The 22815-nt window shown below is 44.5% G+C and carries 30 protein-coding genes, 1 pseudogene and 1 other annotated feature; of the genes and pseudogenes, 14 read left to right on the plus strand and 17 right to left on the minus strand.

Features of this window, described 5'->3' with window-relative positions:
- Positions 1-143 precede the first annotated feature (143 nt).
- Both rpsD and G4O42_RS13990 read left to right on the plus strand, forming a co-directional pair.
- A complete protein-coding gene (gene rpsD / locus G4O42_RS13985; protein ID WP_003152406.1) occupies positions 144-746 on the plus strand; it encodes a 30S ribosomal protein S4 in 603 nt (200 codons plus the stop codon).
- Between the two features lie 253 nt (positions 747-999).
- A complete protein-coding gene (locus G4O42_RS13990) occupies positions 1000-2370 on the plus strand; it encodes an aldehyde dehydrogenase (protein WP_032873664.1) in 1371 nt (456 codons plus the stop codon).
- A gap of 137 nt (positions 2371-2507) precedes the next feature.
- Here the strand turns inward: G4O42_RS13990 and G4O42_RS13995 are convergent, their stop codons facing one another.
- From G4O42_RS13995 to G4O42_RS14005, 3 genes are all read right to left on the minus strand, one after another.
- Positions 2508-3065, minus strand: a complete 558-nt coding sequence (locus G4O42_RS13995; protein ID WP_032873662.1) for an SMI1/KNR4 family protein — start codon at positions 3063-3065, stop codon at positions 2508-2510.
- A gap of 18 nt (positions 3066-3083) precedes the next feature.
- A complete protein-coding gene (locus tag G4O42_RS14000; RefSeq protein ID WP_223204421.1) occupies positions 3084-3524 on the minus strand; it encodes a hypothetical protein in 441 nt (146 codons plus the stop codon).
- Positions 3525-4082: 558 nt separating this feature from the next.
- Positions 4083-4634: a hypothetical protein gene (locus G4O42_RS14005; protein WP_032873660.1), complete on the minus strand. Its 552-nt coding sequence runs from the start codon at positions 4632-4634 to the stop codon at positions 4083-4085.
- 183 nt (positions 4635-4817) lie between these two features.
- Between G4O42_RS14005 and G4O42_RS14010 the strand changes: the two genes are divergently transcribed.
- A complete protein-coding gene (locus G4O42_RS14010; protein WP_171006738.1) occupies positions 4818-4970 on the plus strand; it encodes a type II toxin-antitoxin system HicA family toxin in 153 nt (50 codons plus the stop codon).
- 43 nt (positions 4971-5013) lie between these two features.
- Positions 5014-5430, plus strand: a complete 417-nt coding sequence (locus G4O42_RS14015; protein WP_032873658.1) for a type II toxin-antitoxin system HicB family antitoxin — start codon at positions 5014-5016, stop codon at positions 5428-5430.
- 18 nt (positions 5431-5448) lie between these two features.
- Here G4O42_RS14015 and G4O42_RS14020 read toward each other — a convergent pair whose 3' ends face one another.
- From G4O42_RS14020 to hmpA, 5 genes are all read right to left on the minus strand, one after another.
- Entirely contained in the window at positions 5449-5811 is a 363-nt protein-coding gene (locus G4O42_RS14020) for a positive control sigma factor (protein ID WP_032873657.1), read from the minus strand.
- A gap of 425 nt (positions 5812-6236) precedes the next feature.
- Positions 6237-6737: a DUF4944 domain-containing protein gene (locus G4O42_RS14025; protein ID WP_032873655.1), complete on the minus strand. Its 501-nt coding sequence runs from the start codon at positions 6735-6737 to the stop codon at positions 6237-6239.
- A 598-nt stretch (positions 6738-7335) separates the two neighbouring features.
- Positions 7336-7455 (minus strand): XtrA/YqaO family protein, encoded by a 120-nt coding sequence (locus G4O42_RS20270; protein WP_229023902.1) that lies wholly within the window; start codon positions 7453-7455, stop codon positions 7336-7338.
- Between the two features lie 159 nt (positions 7456-7614).
- Entirely contained in the window at positions 7615-7776 is a 162-nt protein-coding gene (locus G4O42_RS14035; RefSeq protein ID WP_223204422.1) for a hypothetical protein, read from the minus strand.
- A gap of 170 nt (positions 7777-7946) precedes the next feature.
- Complete coding sequence (hmpA, locus tag G4O42_RS14040; RefSeq protein WP_032873653.1) at positions 7947-9137, minus strand: NO-inducible flavohemoprotein; 1191 nt, start codon at positions 9135-9137, stop codon at positions 7947-7949.
- 159 nt (positions 9138-9296) lie between these two features.
- On the opposite strand from hmpA, the gene G4O42_RS20275 reads away from it, so the two are divergent.
- The 4 genes from G4O42_RS20275 to G4O42_RS20115 all read left to right on the plus strand — a co-directional run bounded on the left by G4O42_RS20275 (position 9297) and on the right by G4O42_RS20115 (position 10551).
- A complete protein-coding gene (locus G4O42_RS20275; RefSeq protein ID WP_223204447.1) occupies positions 9297-9368 on the plus strand; it encodes an SWIM zinc finger family protein in 72 nt (23 codons plus the stop codon).
- Positions 9369-9373: 5 nt separating this feature from the next.
- The gene (locus tag G4O42_RS14050) at positions 9374-9601 is read left to right on the plus strand and encodes a hypothetical protein (RefSeq protein WP_007613133.1); all 228 of its coding nucleotides are present in this window, start codon (positions 9374-9376) and stop codon (positions 9599-9601) included.
- 169 nt (positions 9602-9770) lie between these two features.
- On the plus strand, positions 9771-10280 hold the full coding sequence (locus G4O42_RS14055) for a type 1 glutamine amidotransferase domain-containing protein (RefSeq protein WP_007408760.1): 510 nt from the start codon (positions 9771-9773) through the stop codon (positions 10278-10280).
- A 142-nt stretch (positions 10281-10422) separates the two neighbouring features.
- On the plus strand, positions 10423-10551 hold the full coding sequence (locus G4O42_RS20115; RefSeq protein ID WP_007408761.1) for a hypothetical protein: 129 nt from the start codon (positions 10423-10425) through the stop codon (positions 10549-10551).
- A gap of 15 nt (positions 10552-10566) precedes the next feature.
- Here the strand turns inward: G4O42_RS20115 and G4O42_RS14060 are convergent, their stop codons facing one another.
- From G4O42_RS14060 to G4O42_RS14070, 4 genes and pseudogenes are all read right to left on the minus strand, one after another.
- Complete coding sequence (locus G4O42_RS14060) at positions 10567-11319, minus strand: SGNH/GDSL hydrolase family protein (RefSeq protein ID WP_032873649.1); 753 nt, start codon at positions 11317-11319, stop codon at positions 10567-10569.
- 180 nt (positions 11320-11499) lie between these two features.
- Entirely contained in the window at positions 11500-11745 is a 246-nt protein-coding gene (locus G4O42_RS14065; RefSeq protein WP_032873647.1) for a hypothetical protein, read from the minus strand.
- Positions 11746-11792: 47 nt separating this feature from the next.
- Positions 11793-11843, minus strand: a pseudogene (locus tag G4O42_RS20280) (hypothetical protein); the annotation flags it as partial.
- 177 nt (positions 11844-12020) lie between these two features.
- On the minus strand, positions 12021-12890 hold the full coding sequence (locus tag G4O42_RS14070) for a cation diffusion facilitator family transporter (RefSeq protein ID WP_032873645.1): 870 nt from the start codon (positions 12888-12890) through the stop codon (positions 12021-12023).
- A gap of 222 nt (positions 12891-13112) precedes the next feature.
- Between G4O42_RS14070 and G4O42_RS14075 the strand changes: the two genes are divergently transcribed.
- The 3 genes from G4O42_RS14075 to G4O42_RS14085 all read left to right on the plus strand — a co-directional run bounded on the left by G4O42_RS14075 (position 13113) and on the right by G4O42_RS14085 (position 15043).
- Positions 13113-13919, plus strand: coding sequence for a TrmB family transcriptional regulator (locus tag G4O42_RS14075; protein WP_032873642.1), 807 nt, complete (start codon positions 13113-13115; stop codon positions 13917-13919).
- A 72-nt stretch (positions 13920-13991) separates the two neighbouring features.
- Positions 13992-14723, plus strand: a complete 732-nt coding sequence (locus tag G4O42_RS14080; protein WP_007613144.1) for an AzlC family ABC transporter permease — start codon at positions 13992-13994, stop codon at positions 14721-14723.
- The gene (locus G4O42_RS14085) at positions 14720-15043 is read left to right on the plus strand and encodes an AzlD domain-containing protein (RefSeq protein WP_032873640.1); all 324 of its coding nucleotides are present in this window, start codon (positions 14720-14722) and stop codon (positions 15041-15043) included. The genes G4O42_RS14080 and G4O42_RS14085 overlap by 4 nt, the downstream gene beginning before the upstream one ends.
- Positions 15044-15083: 40 nt before the next feature.
- Here the strand turns inward: G4O42_RS14085 and sr7p are convergent, their stop codons facing one another.
- The 3 genes from sr7p to acsA all read right to left on the minus strand — a co-directional run bounded on the left by sr7p (position 15084) and on the right by acsA (position 18649).
- Positions 15084-15209: a small protein SR7P gene (gene sr7p, locus G4O42_RS20120; protein WP_007408768.1), complete on the minus strand. Its 126-nt coding sequence runs from the start codon at positions 15207-15209 to the stop codon at positions 15084-15086.
- A 119-nt stretch (positions 15210-15328) separates the two neighbouring features.
- The gene (tyrS, locus tag G4O42_RS14090; protein ID WP_007613147.1) at positions 15329-16594 is read right to left on the minus strand and encodes a tyrosine--tRNA ligase; all 1266 of its coding nucleotides are present in this window, start codon (positions 16592-16594) and stop codon (positions 15329-15331) included.
- A 50-nt stretch (positions 16595-16644) separates the two neighbouring features.
- Positions 16645-16877, minus strand: a binding site (T-box leader).
- Positions 16878-16930: 53 nt separating this feature from the next.
- On the minus strand, positions 16931-18649 hold the full coding sequence (acsA, locus tag G4O42_RS14095; protein ID WP_032873638.1) for an acetate--CoA ligase: 1719 nt from the start codon (positions 18647-18649) through the stop codon (positions 16931-16933).
- A 158-nt stretch (positions 18650-18807) separates the two neighbouring features.
- Here acsA and G4O42_RS14100 point away from each other — a divergent pair, with 158 nt between their 5' ends.
- From G4O42_RS14100 to G4O42_RS14110, 3 genes are read left to right on the plus strand one after another with little or no spacing between them, the layout of a single operon-like run.
- Entirely contained in the window at positions 18808-19440 is a 633-nt protein-coding gene (locus G4O42_RS14100) for a GNAT family N-acetyltransferase (RefSeq protein WP_015240397.1), read from the plus strand.
- Between the two features lie 24 nt (positions 19441-19464).
- Positions 19465-20109, plus strand: coding sequence for an acetoin utilization AcuB family protein (locus G4O42_RS14105; protein WP_032873636.1), 645 nt, complete (start codon positions 19465-19467; stop codon positions 20107-20109).
- The gene (locus G4O42_RS14110) at positions 20106-21272 is read left to right on the plus strand and encodes an acetoin utilization protein AcuC (protein ID WP_032873634.1); all 1167 of its coding nucleotides are present in this window, start codon (positions 20106-20108) and stop codon (positions 21270-21272) included. Before G4O42_RS14105 ends, G4O42_RS14110 begins: the two co-directional genes overlap by 4 nt.
- A 9-nt stretch (positions 21273-21281) precedes the next feature.
- On the opposite strand, the gene motS is transcribed toward G4O42_RS14110, so the two are convergent.
- Complete coding sequence (gene motS, locus G4O42_RS14115) at positions 21282-21971, minus strand: flagellar motor protein MotS (RefSeq protein WP_032873631.1); 690 nt, start codon at positions 21969-21971, stop codon at positions 21282-21284.
- Positions 21961-22776: a flagellar motor protein MotP gene (gene motP / locus G4O42_RS14120; RefSeq protein ID WP_007408775.1), complete on the minus strand. Its 816-nt coding sequence runs from the start codon at positions 22774-22776 to the stop codon at positions 21961-21963. The genes motS and motP overlap by 11 nt, the downstream gene beginning before the upstream one ends.
- Positions 22777-22815: the final 39 nt, after the last annotated feature.

Consider the following 22815-nt stretch of genomic DNA (forward strand, 5'->3'; position numbering starts at 1 on the left):
TTGCATTTTGTTCCTTAGCTGTAAGGTGTATCGTGTAACTCTCTGCTGCTGGAGCGAGGATACATGAAAACAAAATGTGCACGGTCGGATCGAACAGACGGTTTTTATTTTCCACAAAATAAAACCAAAGGAGGAGTCACATTATGGCTCGCTATACAGGTCCATCTTGGAAACTGTCTCGCCGTTTAGGAATCTCTCTTAGCGGTACAGGTAAAGAATTAGAAAAACGCCCTTACGCACCAGGCCCCCACGGTCCGGGACAGCGTAAAAAACTATCAGAATACGGTTTGCAATTGCAAGAAAAGCAAAAACTTCGTCACATGTACGGTGTAAACGAACGTCAATTCCGCACATTGTTTGACAAAGCTGCAAAAATGACTGGTAAACACGGCGAAAACTTCATGATTCTTTTAGATGCACGTCTTGATAACGTTGTGTACAAGCTCGGTCTTGCGCGCACTCGCCGTCAAGCTCGCCAATTAGTTAACCACGGTCACATCCTTGTTGACGGAAGCCGCGTTGACATTCCGTCTTACCAAGTAAAACCTGGTCAAACAATCGGTGTTCGCGAAAAATCAAGAAACCTTTCTATCATCAAAGAATCTGTAGAAGTAAACAACTTCGTTCCTGAGTACCTTACTTTCGACGCTGAAAAGCTTGAAGGTACATTCACTCGTCTTCCAGAGCGCTCTGAGCTTGCTCCGGAAATTAACGAAGCGCTTATCGTTGAGTTCTACTCCCGTTAAGTAAAACGCTCTTTAAAGAGCATTGGATTAAACCCCGGACATGTTGTGAGGACAATGTTTCCGGGGTTTTTCTTTTGGGCTGTCAGAATAATGGGCAGATGCTCCCTCTCTTTATTAAAAAAGCCCCTGTCCGGGGCTTTTTTTATGTGCCTACTGGCTTTTCAGCTATATGTACATTAGAAACCCCCATTTGACAAGCAGAAGAAACTTTCCACATAATAAATCACCATACCTTACAAAAAGGAGAGACGAAATGAACAGCATCCCCTCTATCGTCAGCAAGCACAAAGCCTATTTTGCGGCGGGGCATACGAGACAGCTAGAAATGAGACTGAACATGCTGCAAAAGCTGAAACAAGCCATCAAAACACAAGAAGCCGATATAACAGCCGCTCTCTATCAGGATCTCCACAAATCCGAACAGGAGTCGTACACGACAGAAATCGGAATTGTACTGGAGGAAATCAGTTTTGTGATGAAGCGGCTGGGAAAATGGATCAAACCGAAACGAGTCAAAACGCCTCTGACTCACCTAGGCTCGAAAAGCATCATTATCCCTGAGCCATATGGAACCGTTTTGGTGATTGCGCCTTGGAATTATCCCTTGCAGCTGGCGCTTTCACCCTTGATTGGAGCCATTGCGGCCGGAAACACAGTCGTTCTTAAACCGTCAGAATACACGCCGGCGGTTTCCGCTGTTCTTTCCAAACTCATCAGCAGCGTTTTTCCGAGTGACTATGTCGCTATGGCGGAGGGCGGGCCCGACGTCAGCACTGTGTTATTACAGCAGCCCTTTGACTATATTTTCTTCACTGGAAGCGTTGCCGTGGGAAAAATCGTCATGGAGGCCGCCGCCAAACAATTAATTCCCGTTACCTTGGAGCTCGGCGGCAAAAGTCCCTGCATTGTCCATAAGGATGCTGATATACAGCTTGCCGCCAAACGCATCGTCTTCGGGAAATTTACAAATGCAGGGCAAACCTGCATCGCACCGGATTATTTATTTGTCCACCAAGATATCAAGACGAATCTCACAGAAGAAATGAAGCGTGCGATCAGTGAATTTTACGGCCCTCAGCCTGAACAAAATCCGCAGTACGGCAAAATCGTCAGTGAACGCCACTATCAGCGGCTGCTCAGCTTTCTGAATGATGGCGTCCCGCTTACAGGCGGACAATCTGATCCCGCTCATCATAAAATTGCGCCGACCATTCTCGAACAAGTGAGGGATGACTCTCCAGTGATGCAGGAGGAGATTTTCGGGCCAATTCTTCCGCTCTTTACATACCGTGATATCGGGGAAGTCATTGAGAAAGTCCAATCGCGCCCAAAGCCGCTCGCCCTGTATCTCTTCACAACAAACAAAGGAATCGAGCGAACTGTTTTAGAGAATCTGTCGTTTGGCGGCGGCTGTGTCAATGATACGTTAATGCACGTCGCGACACCGTATTTGCCATTCGGCGGCGTCGGGGAAAGCGGCATCGGCAGCTATCACGGATTTGACAGCTTTAACACGTTTACGCACAAAAAAAGCGTCGTCAAACAAACGAACCGCTTCGACTTCGCTTTCCGTTATCCTTCTTCCAAAAACGGGCTGCGAATGATTAGGAAAATACTTAAATAAAAAAGCGCAGAGTATCTGCGCTTTTTATAAATCCTCTATACACCAATTAATCGGTTCGCCTTCCAAATTAAACCTATTTTTAAAAGTTCAAATCGAAGTCTAATAGTAAAAATGGACCAACCCAACTGTAGGAAAGGTTAATCCTCATCACCCTGGTGAGTCCTATAATAATTTTCAGCAGTATAGATATTCCACTCCCAAAAATTTGCTCCTTGAGACAAGATATACCTATCTAAGAATATCTCAAAATTAAGTTGCATTGGTTCATACTCAATAAATCCGCGGAACCATAAATAGTTTGGATCTGTGGATATTTTGGTTTTGTCAATTAACAAATAACATCCGTCTAACAGATGTGCGACGGGAATAAACTGAGGCTCTAAAAAACCATTTTGCATATACTTTTCAATCTCTTCTACATTAAGAATATGCAAACCCCCACCCACATTCTCACCGTAAATCAACAAATCAAATATTCTGGCTCCGTTATGCAATTTTAAAAAGGTTTTATAATCTTCAGGAAGTGATACTTTTATTTTCTTCTCAAAACTCTCAATCTCCAGATCTGTTGCACCTTTAAAGAAAGTACATTCTGTTTCTAAAAGCGCTCCTTCATTCCCTAAAATTTTTAAGCGGCCTTTTTCATCAATTAATTCTTTTAGACCTTGGAGCGTTTTTTCAACAAAAACTGCCATTGAGCCACCTCTTACTTATTAATATTTACCCCACCAAGAATTTAATAGATTTTGGTGTACCTCGATCAGTTCTGCTATCCCAGTTGCTCTTTTATCGACAGATACAACCGGGAAATTTGCTTTAGCCAGTAAAGGCATTGTTTTTTTGCTGTGAGTATTTATTATCTCTGGATACGGCTTTGCTATTTTATTCGCAAGAGCAGGAGCCAATGTTCCAGTTGAAGTATCAGGAAGTGAACCATTCCAGCCGGCTACCGAAGTATGTTGGGACATAAAAAACTTTGTCTTTTTAGGATAATACGACTTTGAATATGATTTACCTGCTTTAATATCCTTCCCTAAAAATTCTCTATTATGGAGAAAAACCCTTCCATATTTTCCGCTATAAGTGTTACTTACGTATAATCGTTTGTTCCTCCTTCCCCGCCGCTTCTTTCCGGGTACCTCCTGTTGTGGCACTTTAAACAGATCGTTTTATGATTATCAAGATTAAATGCCACGCTTGGATCATCTCTTGATGTGTTGGTATTTGCCTGCGGTATTAATCCACGACAACGTCCTCACAACACAAATAGCCGTCCCTTATCAGAACGACTTTCCTTACTCGCTTCCAGCGTGCTGTATTATATATTCGTCACGTTGCCTTGCCATGCTTATTCCTTTTCTGATTTATCTGAACAGACTACACACGACAAGCAGAAGAACGTGAGCGAAATAACCCATAACGTCTCAAATTGAGCATAAATTGTTTCCATGCTCTATCTCCTTTACTCAACATAATAAAAGCTTCCATGAAAAGCGGCTTGGGCGTTGGCATCTTTTCAGCCGCACACCTCAGATTCTTTCCTAATTCCTAAAAGGCTTGACTAATTGTTTTCATGTGATCCCTCCAATCATATTCTTTCTAAACTGCCCCCGTACTCAGACCGTTAACCGCCAGTAGTATTTCTGAGATTTACCGGAAGCAGTTTAAAGAGAATATAAAAAAGCACCATCCCGTAGAATGATGCAAACTGTTCAATGCTTATCTTTAACTTCTTTTAACTCTTCCATTACCTCGTCTAATAACAACTTAAAACCCCGCAGCTGTTGATAATATTTCTTACTTACAATTGTAATAAAAATCCACAACCCAACCATAAGAACAAGCGTAAAGATGCTGAAATATATTAGTGACGAAGCTATTTTCTCTCCACCTTCAACAATAGCATTAAGGATGTCTCCAGGATTTATCTTATTTTCTTTATCCTTTTGTAACATAGTGTTGGAAAAACTATTAGTAGTATTGAAATAGAAAGTGAACATAACGACAAAGATACTAATTATTCCGGCAGTAACTGATGTAAGTATTGTAAAAGGAATAGTTTTGAGAGAACTTAAATCATTTGAAACACTGAGATTCGAATCTAATCTATTAACCATCAGTTTCAATTGGTCTTTACTGTGATCTCTTTTCAATGCTTCTTTAAAAATCTGTTGAATGGTCAAGTTTTCTTTGTATGGTTTCCCGTATCTTTTTTCTAGGTATTTCACTATTGCTTTTGTTTCCATCAAAGAATTGTTTTGCATATTATCACCTCAATCCCTTTTATCGGCAAAAGAGAGTGACAATGCAACTACTTGCGAAATTTGTCGAACAAAAGTTCTTTTCATAAATTAGTCTCAACCGTAAGACAAAAAATGCTTTTTTCTAAAATAAGTATTGGCACGTGTAATTAATACGTGTTGTAATATATATGAAGGGAGGGAAACATGAAGTCTTCAAGAGATATCATAAAGATACTTACAAAAGATGGGTGGTATTTAAAGCGGGTTGTTGGTAATCATCATCACTTTAAACATCCAACCAAACCGGGCACGGTAACAGTCCCACATCCAAAAAAGACTTCAAACCCAGCACACTAAATTCTATACTTAAACAACCCCCTTGTAAGGAGGTTTTATATATATGGCAAAGTATTTATTTCCGGCGATTTTTGATGCAGGAGAAAACGGAAGCGACGGCTACACAATTACCTTTCCCGATTTACCCGGCTGCATTTCAGAAGGCGAGAACGTGGATGATGCTATGAGCATGGCAAAAGATGCGCTCGAAGGCTTTCTATATGGCATGGAAGAAGGCGGCGAAGACATCCCTTCCCCCTCCGCTCCAAAATATATCAAAGTGCCGGCAACCGGTTTTGTTGTTATGGTAAGCGCCTGGACAGATATTGTCCGTGATGAAATGGAAAACAAAGCAGTGAAAAAGACACTTACTGTACCTAAATGGCTGGCGGAAGCAGCAGAAAAAGAAGGTGTCAACTTTTCGCAGCTTCTTCAATTTGCATTACGTGAGCGGCTTGGCATTAATAAAAGATCATCATAAAAAAGACAGCCTGTTAAGCTAAACAAAAAGGCTGTCATTTGCTCTATTTTTCATTTTTAAGAGGGATCGTTCAATATTCTTTTGGACGGTTCCTTTTTTTATATTGAGTAAAGCAGCTATTTCTTCATAAACATATTTTGCACAGCGTGCATGATAAAAATATCTTTCTCGGGGTCTGTCAGTACAGATAAAGATCGCTATTCTTTCCCTGTTCCAATCGCTTGCCTCTCCATCAGGGTCCTGAACGATTGCATATTCTTCCGGCAGCGCATCAATTAAACGCGGATCAGAAAGGATCGTTCTTTTATACGCATCCCTGCGATCAGCACCACGGTGGGCGCCGGGTTGTCTTCCGTTCTGCAGCCATTCGATTGTATTCAATGTCGCTTATCATGCCGCCAATAATCTTTTTATCGCTGTTTTGTTCAGCGGTTAAGAGACTGTCAGCAACCGCCCATAACTGCCGGTACATCTTTTTAACATGTTTCAATGCGCTTTTATATTCAATGATTAAATCTTGCATATGTTTCCTTCTGTTATTTCTCCTTAAATATGCCGCTCCTAGCTCGTTTCATCCTTTGCCAATTCCCCGACTCCCCCACTTTTGGGGAAAAGCCCTCAGATTGAACCCTACGCAATATTCAGCACTTCTTTATCGATGCTTCCCAAAAACAAAAAACGGACACCAATCAGAGCACAGTAATTCTGTACAATGATCATAGTCCAAAGGCTTGCTGTCTTGGACTTATTTAATTAAATCTTCTCCCAGTTCAGATTAAGAACTGGTTACAATAAACTCAATAAATTTAGTGATTAAATATAGTTTTATTTGAAAGAATGAACTTTTCCGTACTGAATGATTGGTTATCTTGTTTCCATTTCACTTGAACCGTTATCTTAGATCCTTTTAGATCAGATTCTTCTAAGCGTTCTAAAAATGAAAATGATTTTTCTTTAGCTGATCCATCGCTAAACGTACCACCTGAATAATCCTTCATAGGGATATCGCTGTTAAAATCTGAAGAATCAAGAAGTGCTTTATTATCTTTCATTATTGTTATGGATTCTATATAAGTTTTATCAGTTTTATCTTTATCGCCAATCCAAAGAATCTCCCCGCTAAACTCTTTTGGAGTATCTTCATTCTTTTTAAAGACTACTTCCCAGTTGTGATCCTTACTTTTACCTTCCCAGTTAGGATATTCGAGATTGTAATAGTTATAGATTTTTAATGAGAAAAACACTAGGAAAATGATCACCAATGCAGAAACTGTAAATAAAATGGGCTTTTTATACTCGTTCGTCATAAACAACCTCCAAAAAACGCATTGACTTGTCCTTTTAAAGTAATTACAGGATAATAGTACCACAATTCCAAAAAAGGAGAAACAAATGAAAAAATCGCATTGAGTCTTTTAGTAACATCAGTTTTGAGTTTTACTTTTCTTAATAATGCCTAAGCGGCTGAAGCCAGAAATGAGAATTTAATAAGCAAGGGGAAACTGAAGTACAACAGTACTTAAAATCATTCTGATCCTAACAAAAATTGAACGAGTTGCTGATGCGTGACTGGTTCTTCTTTTTTGTCTAAAAAACAAATTAGAGATGGATTATTGAATACTATCTATTATGATGTAAAAAGAGGAGTATTCTGTGTGCAAATATTCTTTTTGGTGCTTTCTGTCCAGTCTGTTTGACGGAGATTTATCGGATAGTATGCTGCAATCCAATTTAATTATCGTTCCTATTGCTTGCTATTGCGAGATATTGTTTTTATATTAAGGAATCACAAAGAAATAGGGACTCATCCTGCTTTCCAGAATTGTTTAATTGGATACAAGTCCAAGACGGAAAGCCTGTTGGCGCTGAGGAGGAGATAGCGTGGAAATAGGGAGCGTCTTATTATCAGAAAAAAAGCCATGTGCAGTATGCATAGAAGAAATAGCCTTCGTCCCTTTTAACGCGGGTGACCTTGCCATGATTTGTAATTATCTTTGTTTCCCTGTATGTGGGGAGCGGAGCCATCCTTGCAGCTCCATTGGATAGAATAACCGCAAAGTAACCGTACTGTGTCGTGTCTATGACAAGTTTATCTCTTTATATGATCTAAACTGATTAATCTCATACTGTTTCCTCCTTTAAATCCGTTGTTCGTATACCAACAAATAAGCGTTCATCCCGTCTTTAAATTTCTCTTGTAAATAAAAATTCAGCACCTCTTCCGAATCCTGCAGCCGCACCGTTTTTTTCTCGCACACCAAAAATTCGATCAGCAGGATAAGTGAGTAATAACTGTGAGTAATAATTGTATCGAAGCGCTGCCTCATACCATTCTCTAATCGTCAAATTGCCGCTCCCGGTTGACAAAAAGCCCGTACTCTTTGATGCGCGAGCCATGTGTCTTTTATTTCATTAATTAAGCAAGCTTAACATAAAATGTTGAGCAGCAAACTTTCCTCGCAAGAGAATAAAAAAGCACCCAATTCGGGTGCTTAAAATCGGCCTTCCTTCTTCCGTCACACCATACTCAGCTGGGGTTCAAATAATTCATAGTGAATGGATTCCGGCGGTGTATTGAATTCAGATATCAGCTTTTTCATTTCTTTAATGAACGACGGTGATCCGCACAGGTAAAAATCAGCATCTTTATCTGTCATCACTTCTTCTAACAGCTGTTTGTCAATCCGGCCTTCCCGAAAACGAATGTTTTCTGAACGGTCTTGTTCGGACGGCTCGCTGTAAATAAAGAGGGTGTCAACGGATGAGTGTTCCGCGGCTTCTTCAGCTTCATGCCGCAACGCATGATACTCTCCGCTCCTTGCCGCATGGATAAAGAGAACGTTTCGCTGCGGCTGAGTTTTGGCAACCGTCTTTAACATGCTGATCATCGGAGTAATTCCGACACCGGCACTGATGAGAACAAGATTCTTTTTGGAATCAGGGTCTAATACGAAATCCCCGGCCGGAGCGCTGATCTCAATTGAATCCTTTTCGTGTAATTGGTCATGCAGATATGAGGAAACAACCCCTTCTTTTTTAACGGAAATCCGGTAATAATCCTTACCGGACACGTCGGATAAGCTGTACTGGCGGATATGCGTATAGCCCGTGTCCGGAATGTATACTTTTACACTGATATACTGCCCTGCTTTGAATTCGGGGAGAACTTGTCCGTCTTCCGGTTTTAAATAAAACGACGTTATCTCCTTGCTTTCTTTTACCTTTTTATCAATTGTAAACGCTTTATAGTCTTTCCAGCCGCCTTTTTGCGTTTCCGCTTGTTCATACATGTCCTTCTCAATTCCGATAAAAGCGTCTGCAATGACGCCGTATGCTTTTTCCCATGCCTGAATGACCTCAGGAGCGGCCCCGTCTTTTAGCACATCCTTTATCGCGATTAACAAGTACTTTCCAACGATTGGGTAATGCTCGGGCTTAACACCGATACTCCGGTGCTTATGGCTGATTTGTTTGACGACGGGGACTATGTTTTCCAGCCGGTCAATATTGGCTGCGGCCGCGATCACAGCATTCGACAAGGCCGTACGCTGTGTTTTTTTCTTTTGATTTGTCTGATTAAAGATATTCAGCAGCTCAGGGTGATGCTGAAACAGCAGGTCATAAAATCGGCCTGTGATTTCTTCACCATGCTCTTCTAAGACCGGCACTGTGCTTTTAATGATTTCAATCGTTTTTTCATCGAGCATTCTGAAATCCCCCTAAAGATGTATGCATCTCGATTGACCTGAGAAAAGAATCGTTTTTGAATTCTTTTTTATAGATTTCCCCGCTCAAAAAGGGTTAACCGTTCCAATTTGAGGCGGATTCAGGAAAAACCAGAAAAACGAAATTGCATATGAAAAATTGTGGACTTGCCACGGTGTACTTGTCCGATGCAAAATCCTCCTTGTCAGCATTTAATAAAGTACGGGAGGTGAGATGAATGGGTAAAAAATCGAAAGTGTATTACTGTGACCCTAAGTATATTGTGACTGACAAGTATACTGACAAAGAAGTGGTTTACGTCCATCCCATCAAACACATTAACAGAGAGCATATCCGTTATGTTCCCCGCCACGTTTATCAGGAAGAAACAATTCACGAAGTCATTGATCCGGGAGATCCGGGGAAATGCGGGTGTAAAAAGAATAAAAAAAGACACAAAAAGTAATTGGTTCGATTTCTTGCCTTATCTCAGGTTAAACACGTAAGTTTCAGCAGACCTCCGTACCTTTTGGCTCTTCTTTTTCAGAGGAGTCTTTTTTCATAAGCAAATACGTTGTGAGGCGGGAATCTGCCTGATATTCTTGTCATATACAAATTCACAGGAGGCATGATGTATGAGCAAAAAAATCGCAGTTCTGATGACAGATCAATTTGAGGATATTGAATATACAAGCCCGGCGGAAGCATTTAAAGAAGCGGGCCACAGTGTGGTGACAATAGATTTGGAAGCAGGGAAAGAAGTGACGGGCAAGCACGGTGAGAAAGTAAAGATCGATCAAGCGATCTCAGACGCAGACGCCAAGGAATTCGATGCGTTATTGATTCCCGGAGGCTTTTCACCGGATCTTCTGCGCGGAGATGACCGCCCGGGTGAATTCACTAAAGCATTCGTGGAAAATCAGAAACCCGTTTTCGCAATCTGCCACGGCCCGCAGCTGCTGATTGATACCGACCTTCTTAAAGGAAAAGATATCACGGGATTCCGCAGCATCCGCAAAGACTTAATCAATGCCGGCGCACATTATAAAGATGAAGAAGTCGTCGTGAGCCATAACATCGTAACGAGCAGAACACCTGACGATTTGGAAGCCTTTAATCGTGAATCATTGAACCTGCTGAAATAAGAGAAAAAAGCACAGACCCGTTCAGTCTGTGCTTTTTTATGGACTCTTAAAGAAACACCGTTCGTTTAGACCTATTCTCCGGCCCATCCATAATAAGTAAAATAAAGAGAGGATGTTTTAAAACCCGACGGGAGGTTCACTTATGTGGATGATCATTTTGCTGCTTATCATTTTAATCGGTTTTACCGGTAATATCGTCTCGCTTTTGAGAGCGCAAAAACACGCATCTCAAAGAATAATTGAGCTTTTAGAAAAGCAAAGCCGAAAATAATTTGTTAGCGCTGTGTTACCCATAATAGTAATAATAATTCCGGCAGATTTCCTGAAATATGATTTGATGCCCTTTCTCGTTCGGATGAAGACCTTCTGACATGCACATGCTGCGGAAAGCGGGATTATACGGGTCGATGAGATCGGTATCAAACAGATCGGCATACGGGACAGAGAGGAGTGTGCAGGCTTCTTTTTGGGCTTTCACATAGTCAGCCAGCTTCAGGCCCAGTTTATTTTTATCAGTATCACGGCGGACGATTTTTCCTTTTGATATTTTTGCTTGTCTCGTTGGGGTCACCACAATGATGCTCGCGCCTTTATTTCCGCTCCGCAGCTGCTGGATCACTTGGCAGAAGCCTCCGTAAAATGTGGTGATATCCTTTTCATCTGTGCCGATGGGAATGTGGTTGCACCAATCATCATCTGTTCCCTGGACAATGATGACATCATGTCCCTTTGTTTTAAGCGCCTGCTGATAAATGTTATCGCTTCCGTTGTTGCTCATATTAACGCCGCTGACAGACAGATTGGTTATTTTAGCGTTTGTCCGGTCTTTCAGAATGTCACCAAAGCCGTATTCCGCACGCAGCCCCCGAGCGACGCTGTCACCTAAGATCGCGATTTTTGAAGCCTTCCGCAGCCTGCTTATGCTGATGAAGTCAACGCTGATATGCCCGCTGTCCGTGATATGCAAAAGCTTGCTGCTTATGTTTGGCAAAGAGACTGTCTTTCCTGCAGAGTTATAAAAATCCTCATTCAGCTTCATTCGGCGTCATCCCTTCCTTTTTATCCTCCGGCATCTTTTTTGACATAAAAAACGGACACGAACAAACAGCGCCATGTTGTCAGTTCAGTGTCCGCAGATGATGAATACCGGATCTTTTATGCAGTTCTCTTGCCATTATAGCAGATCCCCGTTACTTGTAACAGAGTCTGCAGTCAGCATTTAAAACAGCGTTTGCGGGTACGTTTTTGATGGGACCGTCTGCTGCGGGAACGGTGTGTCCGGTGATGCGTCCGTCTTCTGCTGCGGGAACGGTGTGTCCGGTGATGCGTCCGTCTTCTGCTGCGGGAGCGGTGTGTCCGGTGATGCGTCCGTCTTCTGCTGCGGGAGCGGTGTGTCCGGTGATGGCTCCGTCTTCTGCTGCGAGAACGGTGTGTCCGTTTTCTGCTGCGGGAACGGCGCGAACATTTTTTAGAAACCGGTTCTTGGTATAAATACTCCCCTAAACCTTCTCTTTCCGCAACGGCAACTCCATGTTCAATTTCTTTAACAGAAATAGCGTTCAATTCTGTTCACCTCCCTTTTTCTTTACAACATAACGTATGAAATGAACCCCTCACGTGTATAAGCTTCTCTCTCATATGAGCGAGAAATGGTCATTTACACAACAAAAAGACCCGTGTAGACGGGCCTTTCTGTAAAGAAGACATTTTGCCGGGAACAAACGCAAACATAAGATCGATTTATTTCTTCCTCTCGCTCTCCGGCTCGGGGTGAATCATTACCTGTGCTTGTTTGAATTCATTCGTAATATCTCTTTCAATGCGGTCACACAGGTCGTGCACGTCTTTAATCGTCACGTGAGATGCTACGACCAGGTGAAAATCAATATACTCCTGCGGGCCGGAGCGTCTTGTACGAAAATCATGAATTTCAATAAATTCCTGTTGAAATGTTTCAATAATCTTTAAAATTGTTTTTTCTTCCTCTTCCGACAAACGGGTATCAATCAGCGGCGGGAATGCTTCTTTCATTAACTTAAACGCTTCATATATGATATACACCGCCAGCACCATACCTATAATGGGATCAAGTATGTACCACTCCGTTAAGGTAACGACCAAAAGGCTTGCCGCTACGCCTAATGATGTGTACACGTCAGTCAGTAAATGCAGGGCATTTGATTTCATTGCCACGGAATTAACCTTTTCGGCTTCTCTTTTTACGAACTTCGAAACGATCAAATTAATGAGAGCCCCCGCAAGCATCACAACAATTCCCAATACAGGCAGATGAACCGGCGCGGGGTTGACCAGTTTTTGAACGCATTCATATATCATCCAAATCCCTGCCGCAAAAATCAGAATCGTCTCGATAGTCCCCGACAGATTCTCGACTTTTCCATGACCGTACGGATGCCCTGTATCAGCCGGCTTTTTTGAAATCTTGACGGAGATAAAGGCGATGAAGGCGGCGATCAAATCTAAAAAAGAATGAATAGCTTCAGAAAGTATCGCGACAGATCCGGTTATTATCCCCACCACTATTTTGAGCATGACGACCAGGGAATTGCTTATAACCGATAAAAAAGCGATTTTAGAGGTGTTTTCCACCGTGATCCTCCTCTTTTTAACTTCTTGAATTTATCGTATCAAACGGCATTCGTGTGGGTCTACGGCAACGTTTTTCACAAAAGCCATACATGTAACTGGCCATAAACTAAGTTGGAAAGCGACAAAACAGGTGCAACTTTCTTTCAGCACTCAAGTCCCATTGACAAGATATAACCGCTTACATTATAGTAGTTTCATGAATAACCACTACGGAGGATGTTTATGGAGGATGTTCTGAAAGAATTACAGAAATTTGGATTTTCTCAATATGAATGTAAAGCATATATCGGCTTGTTGAAACACTCGCCTGTTACCGGATATGAAATCAGCAAAAGGTCAGGCGTCCCCCGCTCAATGATCTATGAAGTATTGGGGAAATTAGTTGATAAAGGCGCTGTCCATATTGTGCCGTCTGATCCGGTTACATATGCCCCGCTGGCCGGAAAGGAATTAATCGACCGGCTCCGGCACGATTTCGAGAGTTCATTCGGCTACCTTGAGGAAAAGTTATTGGCACTGGAAAGCGAGCAGGAGATGAATGTCATCCGCCGCATCAGCACGAATGATCATGTCATCAATGAGATGAAGGATATGATTGAAAAAGCCGAGGAAGAGTTGTGGCTGTCTGTCTGGGAACAGCAGATTCCCTTTATTCAAGAAGCCGCTAACAAACGCGCCGCCGAAAAATTGCCCGTCTTTTCGATTGTGTTCGGCCCTCCGGAAGTGAAGCTCGGAAATACGACACATCATAATATGTCTCCTGAAGTGGCGGAGAAACGGATGGGCGGAAGATTAACGATAGCTGCCCGAGATAATAAAGAAGTCTTAATCGCCAATTTTTCTCCGCAGACGAATGCCTGGGCCATTAAATCAGAAGATCCCGCTCTCGTTCTCGTGGCTATGGAATATATGAGGCACGATCTGATGTTCGCGGAGCTTGTGAAAGAAGTAGGGGCTGAGAAAGTTGAAGGCCTGATGAAACAAAACCATTCGTTATTTCATGTCGTCACCGGAAATCGGTTCATATAAATGTGAACCGTATTTTCTTTGATTTTTTCATTAGTCGTTATCATTATAATCTCTATGAAAGGAGTATAAAAAATGATTAACACAGAAGTGCAAAAAACCGCCGTTTCCCGGGAAATGAACGATACGTTTTTACAGGGGGTGCGGGATTGTGTGCCTACGCTGCTGGGCTATATGAGCATCGGTTTTGCTTTCGGCATCGTTGGCGTTGCCTCTCATCTAAGCATTCTTGAAATTTGTTTGTTATCCTTGTGTGTCTATGCCGGCGCCGCCCAATTTATTATTTGCTCACTCCTTGTTTCCGGGAGTCCGATTTCCGCCATTATTTTAACGACGTTTATCGTCAATCTGCGGCACCTTCTGCTGAGCCTGACCATCGCGCCTTATTTCACGAAATACTCTTTGCTGAAAAATATCGGCTTCGGGGCTTTGCTTACTGACGAATCTTTCGGGGTAGCGGTGAACAAAGCGGCTCAGAACGGCAGGTTATACGATAAGTGGATGAACGGCCTCAATATAACCGCTTACATGTGCTGGGTTATTTCCTGCGTGATGGGCGGGCTTCTCGGACAATGGATATCTGATCCTTACGCGCTCGGCCTGGACTTTGCTTTGCCCGCTATGTTTGCGGCGCTGCTTGTGCTGCAATTGCAGTCGTCCGCTTCGGAAAAGCTGAAGCACAGCCTCTCCTTAATTCTCTATATGATCATTTTTATGGTCTTGTTATCGTATTTCGTCCCGTCACACATCGCGGTCATCGCCTCAACCGTGATTGTGGCAACGATCGGGGTGGTGACGGACAAATGAGCATCAGCACACAAATGATCTGGATTATACTCGGCTGCATGATTGTTACGCTCGTGCCGCGCATTGTTCCGTTTATATTTGTCCGGAACATTCAGATGCCTGAATTGGCTTTAAAATGGCTCTCCTTTATTCCGCTTTGCATTTTGACGGCTCTGGTAACGGAAAGCATGATTGTGAAAACAAACAGCGCTTTGACCTTTGATTGGCAAGCCATGATCGTTCTCATCCCGACATTGCTTTGCGCAATGCGGACAAAAAGCTTATCCATCACGGTCATCACAGGAGTCGTGCTGATGGCCGCCGTCAGGCTGATATGGTGACAATCAAAAGCCTCCATTCCGCAGAATGGAGGCTTTCCCTTTATGATGTCGGATTTTCTTCTTCCGTCTCTGATTCCTCGGCTTTGGCTTCGGCGTTTATGCTTTGCTGCTGTTCCCAATGATCCCGCTGCAATCTTTCTTTTGCAATGGTAAACATGAAATTCACGGCGCAGCACCCCTTCCCTGTTTTGCTTATACTATGTACTGTACTCATTTCCCCGTGCAGTATTCACAAAACATAAAAAAGCAGCCTGCCGCATTGAGCGGCCGGACTGCTTTTTATTTTCAGTACGTGATCAGGAAGTATTTTTTCTTTCCGCGGCGCAGTACGGTAAATTGATCTTCAATGCGGTCTTCCGCAGTCAGAAGATGCCCGATGTCCGTCTGGCGCTCGCCGTTAATGTAAACAGCTCCGTTTTGAATGTCTTCGCGGGCCTGCCGTTTTGAAGGCGACAATTTAGATTCCACAAGCACGTCTACTAAAGACAGTTCTTCAGAGCGGTCTTTTTCAAACGAAGGTACATCTTTAAATCCTACCTTGACGTCTTGAGCAGAAAGCTCTTTAATATTGCCGCTGAACAGCGCCTGGGAGATATGAACGGCCTGCTCAAGCGCTTCGCGGCCGTGTACAAGAACAGTCACCTCTTCAGCGAGACGTTTCTGCGCTTCTCTTTTCTCAGGAGCCGTCTCCGTTTTTTCAGCATAAGCTTCAATTTCCTCTTTTGATAAGAAAGTGAAGTATTTTAAGTATTTGACGACGTCGCGGTCATCTGTATTGATCCAGAACTGGTAGAATTCGTACGGCGATGTTTTTTCTTTATCAAGCCAAATGGCTCCGCCTTCCGTTTTGCCGAACTTCGTGCCGTCAGCTTTTGTGACGAGCGGAATGGTAAGACCGAAAGCTTTCGCCCCTTCTTCTTCAGATTTTCTGATCAGTTCAAGACCGGCCGTGATGTTGCCCCACTGGTCACTGCCTCCGATTTGGAGTTTGCAGTTCTTTTCTCTGTACAGATTCAGAAAATCGTAGGATTGCAGGATCATGTAGCTGAATTCCGTGTAAGAAATTCCGGTTTCAATCCTTGAGCTTACAGTATCTTTCGCAAGCATGTAGTTAATTCCGAAGTTCTTTCCGACGTCGCGGAGAAATTCAATGATGCTCAGCTTTCCGATCCAGTCAAAGTTGTTCGCTATGACAGCGGGGTTTTCTCCGGCCTCGAAATCTAAAAATCGGGAAAGCTGATTTTTAATTTTTTGCGACCATTCGACAACGATATCCTGAGTATTTAACGTACGTTCCGCTTTTTTGCCGCTCGGATCGCCGATCAGTCCCGTCGCGCCGCCTACAAGCGCAATCGGATGGTGGCCTGCAAGCTGGAAACGGCGCAGTGTCAATATCGGCAGAAGGTGTCCGATGTGCAGGCTGTCAGCCGTCGGGTCAAACCCTGAGTATAAACGGATTTTTTCTTCGTTCAGCTGTTTATTCAGTCCTTCTTCATCCGTCATTTGCTGGATTAAGCCGCGGAATGATAAATCCTCTAATAAGTTAGTCATTTTGTCTGCTCCTTTGTTTATGAAAATAAAAAACGCCCCTTCGTTTAAAACGAAGGGACGATATAATCGCGGTACCACCCTACTAATAAAAGCATAAAAAAGCTTTTATCACTCTTTTTGATAACGGACCGTGTCCGTTCTTTCACTACTGAAAGCCTTGGAAGGGCTTTGTTCGCAAAAGCGGTTCATGAGTGTATTCGGCATATCTTATGTGCTGATTTTCACCGGCCATCAGCTCTCTTGAACAATCAGATACCCTACTTGTCTCAATCAAAACCTTTTCGTATGAAGCTTACTCATTTTTAACATAAATAAGATACGATGTCAACGCCGTCTTTAATCTTCCATTGTGGACAGGTCGCCTGCCGGCAGGTTCAGCTCCCACGCCTTCAGCACACGTCTCATAATCTTTCCGCTCCTTGTTTTCGGAAGTTTATCTTTGAATTCAATTTCCCGCGGTGCTGCATGCGCGGCAAGCCCCTGTTTTACAAAGAGGCGAATGTCCTCCTTCAGCTGATCGGATGGCTCATGCCCTTCTCTGAGCGCGATAAACGCTTTAATAATTTCTCCCCGGACAGGGTCCGGCTTTCCGATGACGCCGGCTTCGGCAATCGCCGGATGTTCAACAAGTTTGCTTTCGACTTCAAACGGGCCGACGCGCTCGCCGGATGTCATGATGACATCATCGACTCTGCCTTGGAACCAGAAATAACCGTCTTCATCCATATAAGCAGAATCTCCGGAAACATACCAGCCGCCCGGCATGAAATAAGAATCATATTTCTCTTTGTTGTTCCAAATGGAATCCATCATCGACGGCCAGCCCTTTTTAATGGCGAGATTTCCCATTCGGTACGGCGGAAGCTCATTTCCCTGATTGTCAACGATCGCCGCTTCCACTCCCGGAATCGGTTTTCCCATTGAACCCGGCTTGATCTCCATGCAAGGATAATTGCAGATGAGCTGTCCGCCCGTTTCTGTCATCCACCACGTGTCGTGGATGCGCTTGCCGAATACTTTATGTCCCCACTTGATGACCTCGGGGTTCAAAGGTTCTCCGACACTCAGGACGTGACGAAGTGAAGTAAGGTCAAATTTGGATGCCATTTCATCTCCGGCCCCCATAAGCATTCTGAAAGCCGTCGGAGCGCTGTACCAGACGCTGACACCGAGCTTCTCAATCGTGCCGTACCAGTTTTCCGGACTGAATCTGCCGCCGACGATCACATTCGCCGCTCCGTTCAGCCACGGCGCAAATATCCCGTACACCGTCCCGGTCACCCAGCCCGGGTCCGCAGTGCACCAGTAAATATCGTCTTCTTTAAGATCAAGCACCCACTTGCCGGTCTGGTATTGCTGAATCATGGCTTCATGAACGTGGAGCACACCTTTGGGCGTTCCGGTAGATCCTGATGTGTAGTGAAGCAGGTAGCCGTCTCTTCTGTCCATCCATTCAATATCAAGTCTCGTGCTTTCTCCCTCAGCCGCTTTATCATAATGGATGATTTTATCTCCCGCTTCTTTGCTGCCGCCGACAATGAAAATATGCTCGAGGTCGGGCAGGCTGTCCGCCGGAATCCGTCCGGCCAGTTCAGGTGTCGTCACGACAACCCTCGCCTGGCTGTTCAAGAGGCGGTCTTTGACGGCGCCTTCCATAAACGCTTCAAATAAAGGGCCGGCGATCGCACCGATTTTAATTGCGCCGAGCATGATAAAGTAAAGCTCCGGCGAACGCGGCATGAAAATAAAAACGCGGTCCCCTTTTTCCACGTTTCCATACCGTCTCAGTACATTTCCCGCCCGGTTCGATTCCTCCATCATTTCTTTAAATGTGTATTTTTCATCCCGGTTCGCGTCCTTGTAATACAGCGCTACTTTGTTTTTTCGAAATGATTCGGCATGACGGTCAATCGCTTCATACGCGGCATTCAGCTTTCCCGTCTGATGCCAGGAAAACTCCGCTTCGACCTCTTTCCAATCGAAGCTGCGGTACGTTTCCTCATAATTTCGCAGATGATAATTCCCCTTTTCCGCCGGCAACGCTTTCAAATTCATGCAACATCCCCCTTTGCTTATCTATAGACTAATTATAGTAGATGTTCACAGTTTTCTCAATTTTTAAAATATAAATTACAACACTATTGAAAACGCTTTATATTTTGTTATGCTTAAAAGAGATGTGTTTTTATTAAGAACCGACAGGCGGTGAATCAGTGAAACATCATAAAACGTACCATTCTTCATCAATTCAGACAGCAGCCGGCCCTCTTTTAGTAGAAGGGCCCGTACCTCCAGAGGACCTAGCACAGTATGAGTTTCATGAAGGCCTGACAGCCTTTCGCCTTCCTCATGAACAGCACAAAGCGTTAATCGAGATCGCCGGGCTTCCTGAAGGTCGGATCATTATCGCCAGGGACGGACAGACGATTATCGGCTATGTGACGTATTTATATCCTGATCCGCTTGAACGGTGGTCTGACGGAAATATGGAAGACCTCCTTGAACTCGGGGCGATCGAGGTCGCTCCCGGCTACAGGGGCTGTTCTGTCGGAAAAACGCTGCTGACAGTCAGCATGATGGATGAACAGATGGAACGGTACATCATCATGACGACGGAATATTACTGGCATTGGGATTTAAAAGGAATGAAAAAAGATGTGTGGGAATACAGAAAGATCATGGAAAAGATGATGAATGCCGGGGGTCTTGTCTGGTTCGCAACGGATGAACCGGAAATCAGCTCTCATCCGGCCAATTGTCTGATGGCCCGCATCGGCAGGCACGTCAGTCAGGAGTCAATTGAACAGTTCGACAGGCTTCGTTTTTATCAGCGATTTATGTATTGACTGACATACAAAGGGGATAAAAAGATGATTGCAGAACAAATCATGAAACGGGACGTCATCACCGTCTCAAAACACGACTCCATTGAAACAGCCGTCCGTAAAATGAAGGCATATCATATCCGCCATCTCCCTGTCATCGACGACGAGCTGCACGTCATCGGTATTGTCACAGACAGAGACATTAAACAGGCCGGCCCCGGCAGCTTTGAACAAAAGGAACGCGGCGTGTTTCTGACAAACAAAGTGGAGACCATTATGAAGCGGAATGTCATCTGCGCTCATCCGCTTGACTTTGTGGAAGAAATATCCGCTTCCTTTTATGAGCACGGCATCGGCTGTCTGCCGATTACGGTAAACCATAAGCTGACGGGCATTTTAACGAAAACTGACGTGCTCCGGACTTTCGTCAGCCTGACAGGCGCGGCCCAGCCGGGATCACAGGTGGAAATCCTGGTGACGGATATGACAAAAAGCCTTGCTGATCTCAGCTGCATGTGCCGTGATCTTCAGCTGCAAATCCTGAGTGTGCTCGTCTATCCCCATGATTCCGCCGGGTCGAACATTCTCGTCTTCCGGGTGAAGACGATGAATCCGCTCCCTTTTATCCGTGCCGTTCAAGAAGCCGGATACAATGTCTTATGGCCGAAACATTTGAGGGATCAGCCATGAGAGACAGCGTTTTTGTTTACTCGCCTTCTTATCAGACGTATCAATTTCATCAGGATCATCCGTTCAATCAGCAGCGCGTGCTTTTAACATACGATCTGCTTCAGGCGGCGGACGCGTTTGACGAGGGAGACATCGTCACTCCGCGCACGGCCGCTAAAGAAGAGCTGGCTCTCGTTCATACGGAGGATTATATACAGGCGGTGGAACTAGCGGGTGCGGGCCGGCTCCCTGCCGCAGAAGGAGAAAGCTACGGTCTCGGAACGGAAGACACCCCCGTTTTTGCCGGCATGCATGAAGCCGCGTCACTTCTGGTGGGCGGCACCTTAACAGCGGCTGATTATGTCATGACGGGACAAGCCAGGCACGCCTGCAATTTAGGAGGCGGCCTTCACCACGGCTTCCGCGGCAGAGCCTCAGGCTTTTGTATCTATAATGACAGCGCCGTGGCCATCCAATACATCCAGAAGAACTACGGGGCAAAAGTGTTATACATTGATACAGACGCCCATCACGGCGACGGCGTTCAATTTACGTTTTACGACAGGTCTGATGTCTGCACTGTTTCTTTTCACGAGACCGGGCGTTATTTATTTCCCGGGACGGGACAGGTACTGGAAAAAGGAAGCGGGCAAGGCTACGGCTATTCTTTTAACATTCCGCTGGATGCTTTCACAGAGGACGATTCCTTTCTTCACGCTTACAATACGGCCGCCTCAGAAATCGCGGCTTTTTTTAAGCCGGATGTGATTCTTACCCAAAACGGTGCAGACGCCCATTATTACGACCCATTGACACACCTGTCCAATACAATCTCCATTTATCAGGAGATCCCGCGGCTCGCTCATTCATTAGCCCATCAATATTGCAGCGGCAGATGGATCGCGGTCGGCGGCGGCGGATACGATATTTGGAGAGTCGTCCCGAGAGCATGGAGCCGCATTTGGCTTGAGATGAAAGGGATTGATCCCGGGGAGTGCATACCGCAGAAATGGATCGATAAATGGCAAAAGCACTCCCCATGCACGTTGCCCGCTTTTTGGAGTGATCCTGAACAATTATATCCTCCGATTCCCCGCAAAGAAGAAATTTCAGAAAAAAATGCCCAAACCGTGGAAAAAGCACTTTTTGCCATCCGGTCTGAGCAGCGGTATAAAACAAAATAAAAAACGACCTTATGAGGAGGTCGTTTTTTTGATCACAATTTCTACACGGCGGTTTTCTTTCATATGTCCGGGACTTTTGTTGTCCTTCATAGGTTTCGTATCCGCATACCCGGCAGAGATAAACCGTTTGGCGGAAAAGTCTTCATTCGCGGTAAAATACCGGATCACACTCGCCGCTCTTGCAGACGACAGCTCCCAATTTGACGGAAATTGATAGGTGGAAATCCGGCGGCTGTCCGTATGGCCTTCTACCTGTATGTCATTCGGAATTGTCTTTAAAAGCACCGCGATCTGATGCAGAACCGGCTCGGCGTTTTTCAGCACATCCGCTTTTCCTGTCTGAAACAGAACGGCCTCCTGCAGCACAAGAACCACTCCGCGCTCATCGCGCTTCGCCGTCAATTTCGAACTCAAATGATGCGCTTTTATGTATGTCTTCACGTTTTGTAACAGCAAATCCTGTTCTTTATTTTCGTTTGCTTTGTCTGATGACGCCGATTCACCCCCGCTGCCGTTTGTATGAATCGATGAAACGGCAGATTGAAATTTTTCCGCGTCTATTTGCGACATCGAAAAAAGCAATATAAAGAACACGAGAATGAGCGTGATCAAGTCAGCGAACGTCACCATCCATCTCGGTGAACCGCCGGAATGTTCCGATTTGTTTCTTCTTTCAAAACGCTCTTTTCTAAGCTTCATGGACAGCGCCCTTTTTCTTGTTCGCAGGCTGTCCTTTACGCCAGTCTTCTCTTGAGCTGAAGACAACGAGCTGACTTTCGAGATTGCGGGGATTTTTGCCCGATTGGATGCCGACAACCCCTTCGATCATGACCTGTTTGATGAAAATTTCACTTTCCGTTTTTTCTTCAAGCTTTGCCGCGATTGGGATAAACACCAAGTTGGCAAGCAGCGCTCCGTACAGCGTCGTCAATAGCGCAACGGCCATGTTCGGTCCGAGGGTATGCGGGTCATTTAAGTTTTTGAGCATGAGAACGAGCCCGACGAGCGTCCCGATCATTCCCCAGGCGGGTGCGAAATCACCGGCTTTTTCAAAAACGCGTCTTCCTTTTCTGTGTCTTTCTTCCATCGCGGCGATCTCAGAATCCATCACCAGCCGGATCGTTTCCTCGTCCCAGCCGTCAATTGCAAGCAAAAGCCCTTTTTTTAAAAACGGATCCTTGATCTCACGCGCCTGGTCATCCAGAGACAGAAGCCCCTGCCTGCGCGCCTGCTCCGAAAGGCTGACAAATACTCTGACAAGCTCTTTCACATTGTCATCCTGACGGGAGAATACCTGTTTCAGAACAGAAGGGGTTTTCTTTAAATCCCTCGGCGGAAAACTGATAAAGATCGCCGCAGCAAGGCCGCCTGTGACGATTAAAAAAGAAGTCAAATCTAAAAATGAACTGATTCCCGCCAGTCCCGTCCCTGACAGAATACCGATTGCGACAATAATACAGCCTAACATAAAGCCAACGGGCGTCAGATAATCAAAACGTTTCATATCTTCTCCTTACTCAAGTAAAAAAGCAAGATTCCACCC

Source organism: Bacillus sp. LUNF1 (assembly GCF_011008975.1).
Lineage (GTDB): Bacteria > Bacillota > Bacilli > Bacillales > Bacillaceae > Bacillus > Bacillus velezensis.

Coding starts and splice junctions, on each gene's coding strand:
- rpsD (WP_003152406.1), top strand. CDS start 144: ATGGCTCGCTATACAGGTCCATCTTGGAAACTGTCTCGCCGTTTAGGA.
- G4O42_RS13990 (WP_032873664.1), top strand. CDS start 1,000: ATGAACAGCATCCCCTCTATCGTCAGCAAGCACAAAGCCTATTTTGCG.
- G4O42_RS13995 (WP_032873662.1), bottom strand. CDS start 3,065: ATGGCAGTTTTTGTTGAAAAAACGCTCCAAGGTCTAAAAGAATTAATT.
- G4O42_RS14005 (WP_032873660.1), bottom strand. CDS start 4,634: ATGCAAAACAATTCTTTGATGGAAACAAAAGCAATAGTGAAATACCTA.
- G4O42_RS14010 (WP_171006738.1), top strand. CDS start 4,818: ATGAAGTCTTCAAGAGATATCATAAAGATACTTACAAAAGATGGGTGG.
- G4O42_RS14015 (WP_032873658.1), top strand. CDS start 5,014: ATGGCAAAGTATTTATTTCCGGCGATTTTTGATGCAGGAGAAAACGGA.
- G4O42_RS14025 (WP_032873655.1), bottom strand. CDS start 6,737: ATGACGAACGAGTATAAAAAGCCCATTTTATTTACAGTTTCTGCATTG.
- G4O42_RS20270 (WP_229023902.1), bottom strand. CDS start 7,455: ATGGCTCCGCTCCCCACATACAGGGAAACAAAGATAATTACAAATCAT.
- hmpA (WP_032873653.1), bottom strand. CDS start 9,137: ATGCTCGATGAAAAAACGATTGAAATCATTAAAAGCACAGTGCCGGTC.
- G4O42_RS14050 (WP_007613133.1), top strand. CDS start 9,374: ATGGGTAAAAAATCGAAAGTGTATTACTGTGACCCTAAGTATATTGTG.
- G4O42_RS14055 (WP_007408760.1), top strand. CDS start 9,771: ATGAGCAAAAAAATCGCAGTTCTGATGACAGATCAATTTGAGGATATT.
- G4O42_RS20115 (WP_007408761.1), top strand. CDS start 10,423: ATGTGGATGATCATTTTGCTGCTTATCATTTTAATCGGTTTTACCGGT.
- G4O42_RS14060 (WP_032873649.1), bottom strand. CDS start 11,319: ATGAAGCTGAATGAGGATTTTTATAACTCTGCAGGAAAGACAGTCTCT.
- G4O42_RS14065 (WP_032873647.1), bottom strand. CDS start 11,745: ATGTTCGCGCCGTTCCCGCAGCAGAAAACGGACACACCGTTCTCGCAG.
- G4O42_RS14075 (WP_032873642.1), top strand. CDS start 13,113: ATGGAGGATGTTCTGAAAGAATTACAGAAATTTGGATTTTCTCAATAT.
- G4O42_RS14080 (WP_007613144.1), top strand. CDS start 13,992: ATGATTAACACAGAAGTGCAAAAAACCGCCGTTTCCCGGGAAATGAAC.
- G4O42_RS14085 (WP_032873640.1), top strand. CDS start 14,720: ATGAGCATCAGCACACAAATGATCTGGATTATACTCGGCTGCATGATT.
- tyrS (WP_007613147.1), bottom strand. CDS start 16,594: ATGACTAACTTATTAGAGGATTTATCATTCCGCGGCTTAATCCAGCAA.
- acsA (WP_032873638.1), bottom strand. CDS start 18,649: ATGAATTTGAAAGCGTTGCCGGCGGAAAAGGGGAATTATCATCTGCGA.
- G4O42_RS14105 (WP_032873636.1), top strand. CDS start 19,465: ATGATTGCAGAACAAATCATGAAACGGGACGTCATCACCGTCTCAAAA.
- G4O42_RS14110 (WP_032873634.1), top strand. CDS start 20,106: ATGAGAGACAGCGTTTTTGTTTACTCGCCTTCTTATCAGACGTATCAA.
- motS (WP_032873631.1), bottom strand. CDS start 21,971: ATGAAGCTTAGAAAAGAGCGTTTTGAAAGAAGAAACAAATCGGAACAT.
- motP (WP_007408775.1), bottom strand. CDS start 22,776: ATGAAACGTTTTGATTATCTGACGCCCGTTGGCTTTATGTTAGGCTGT.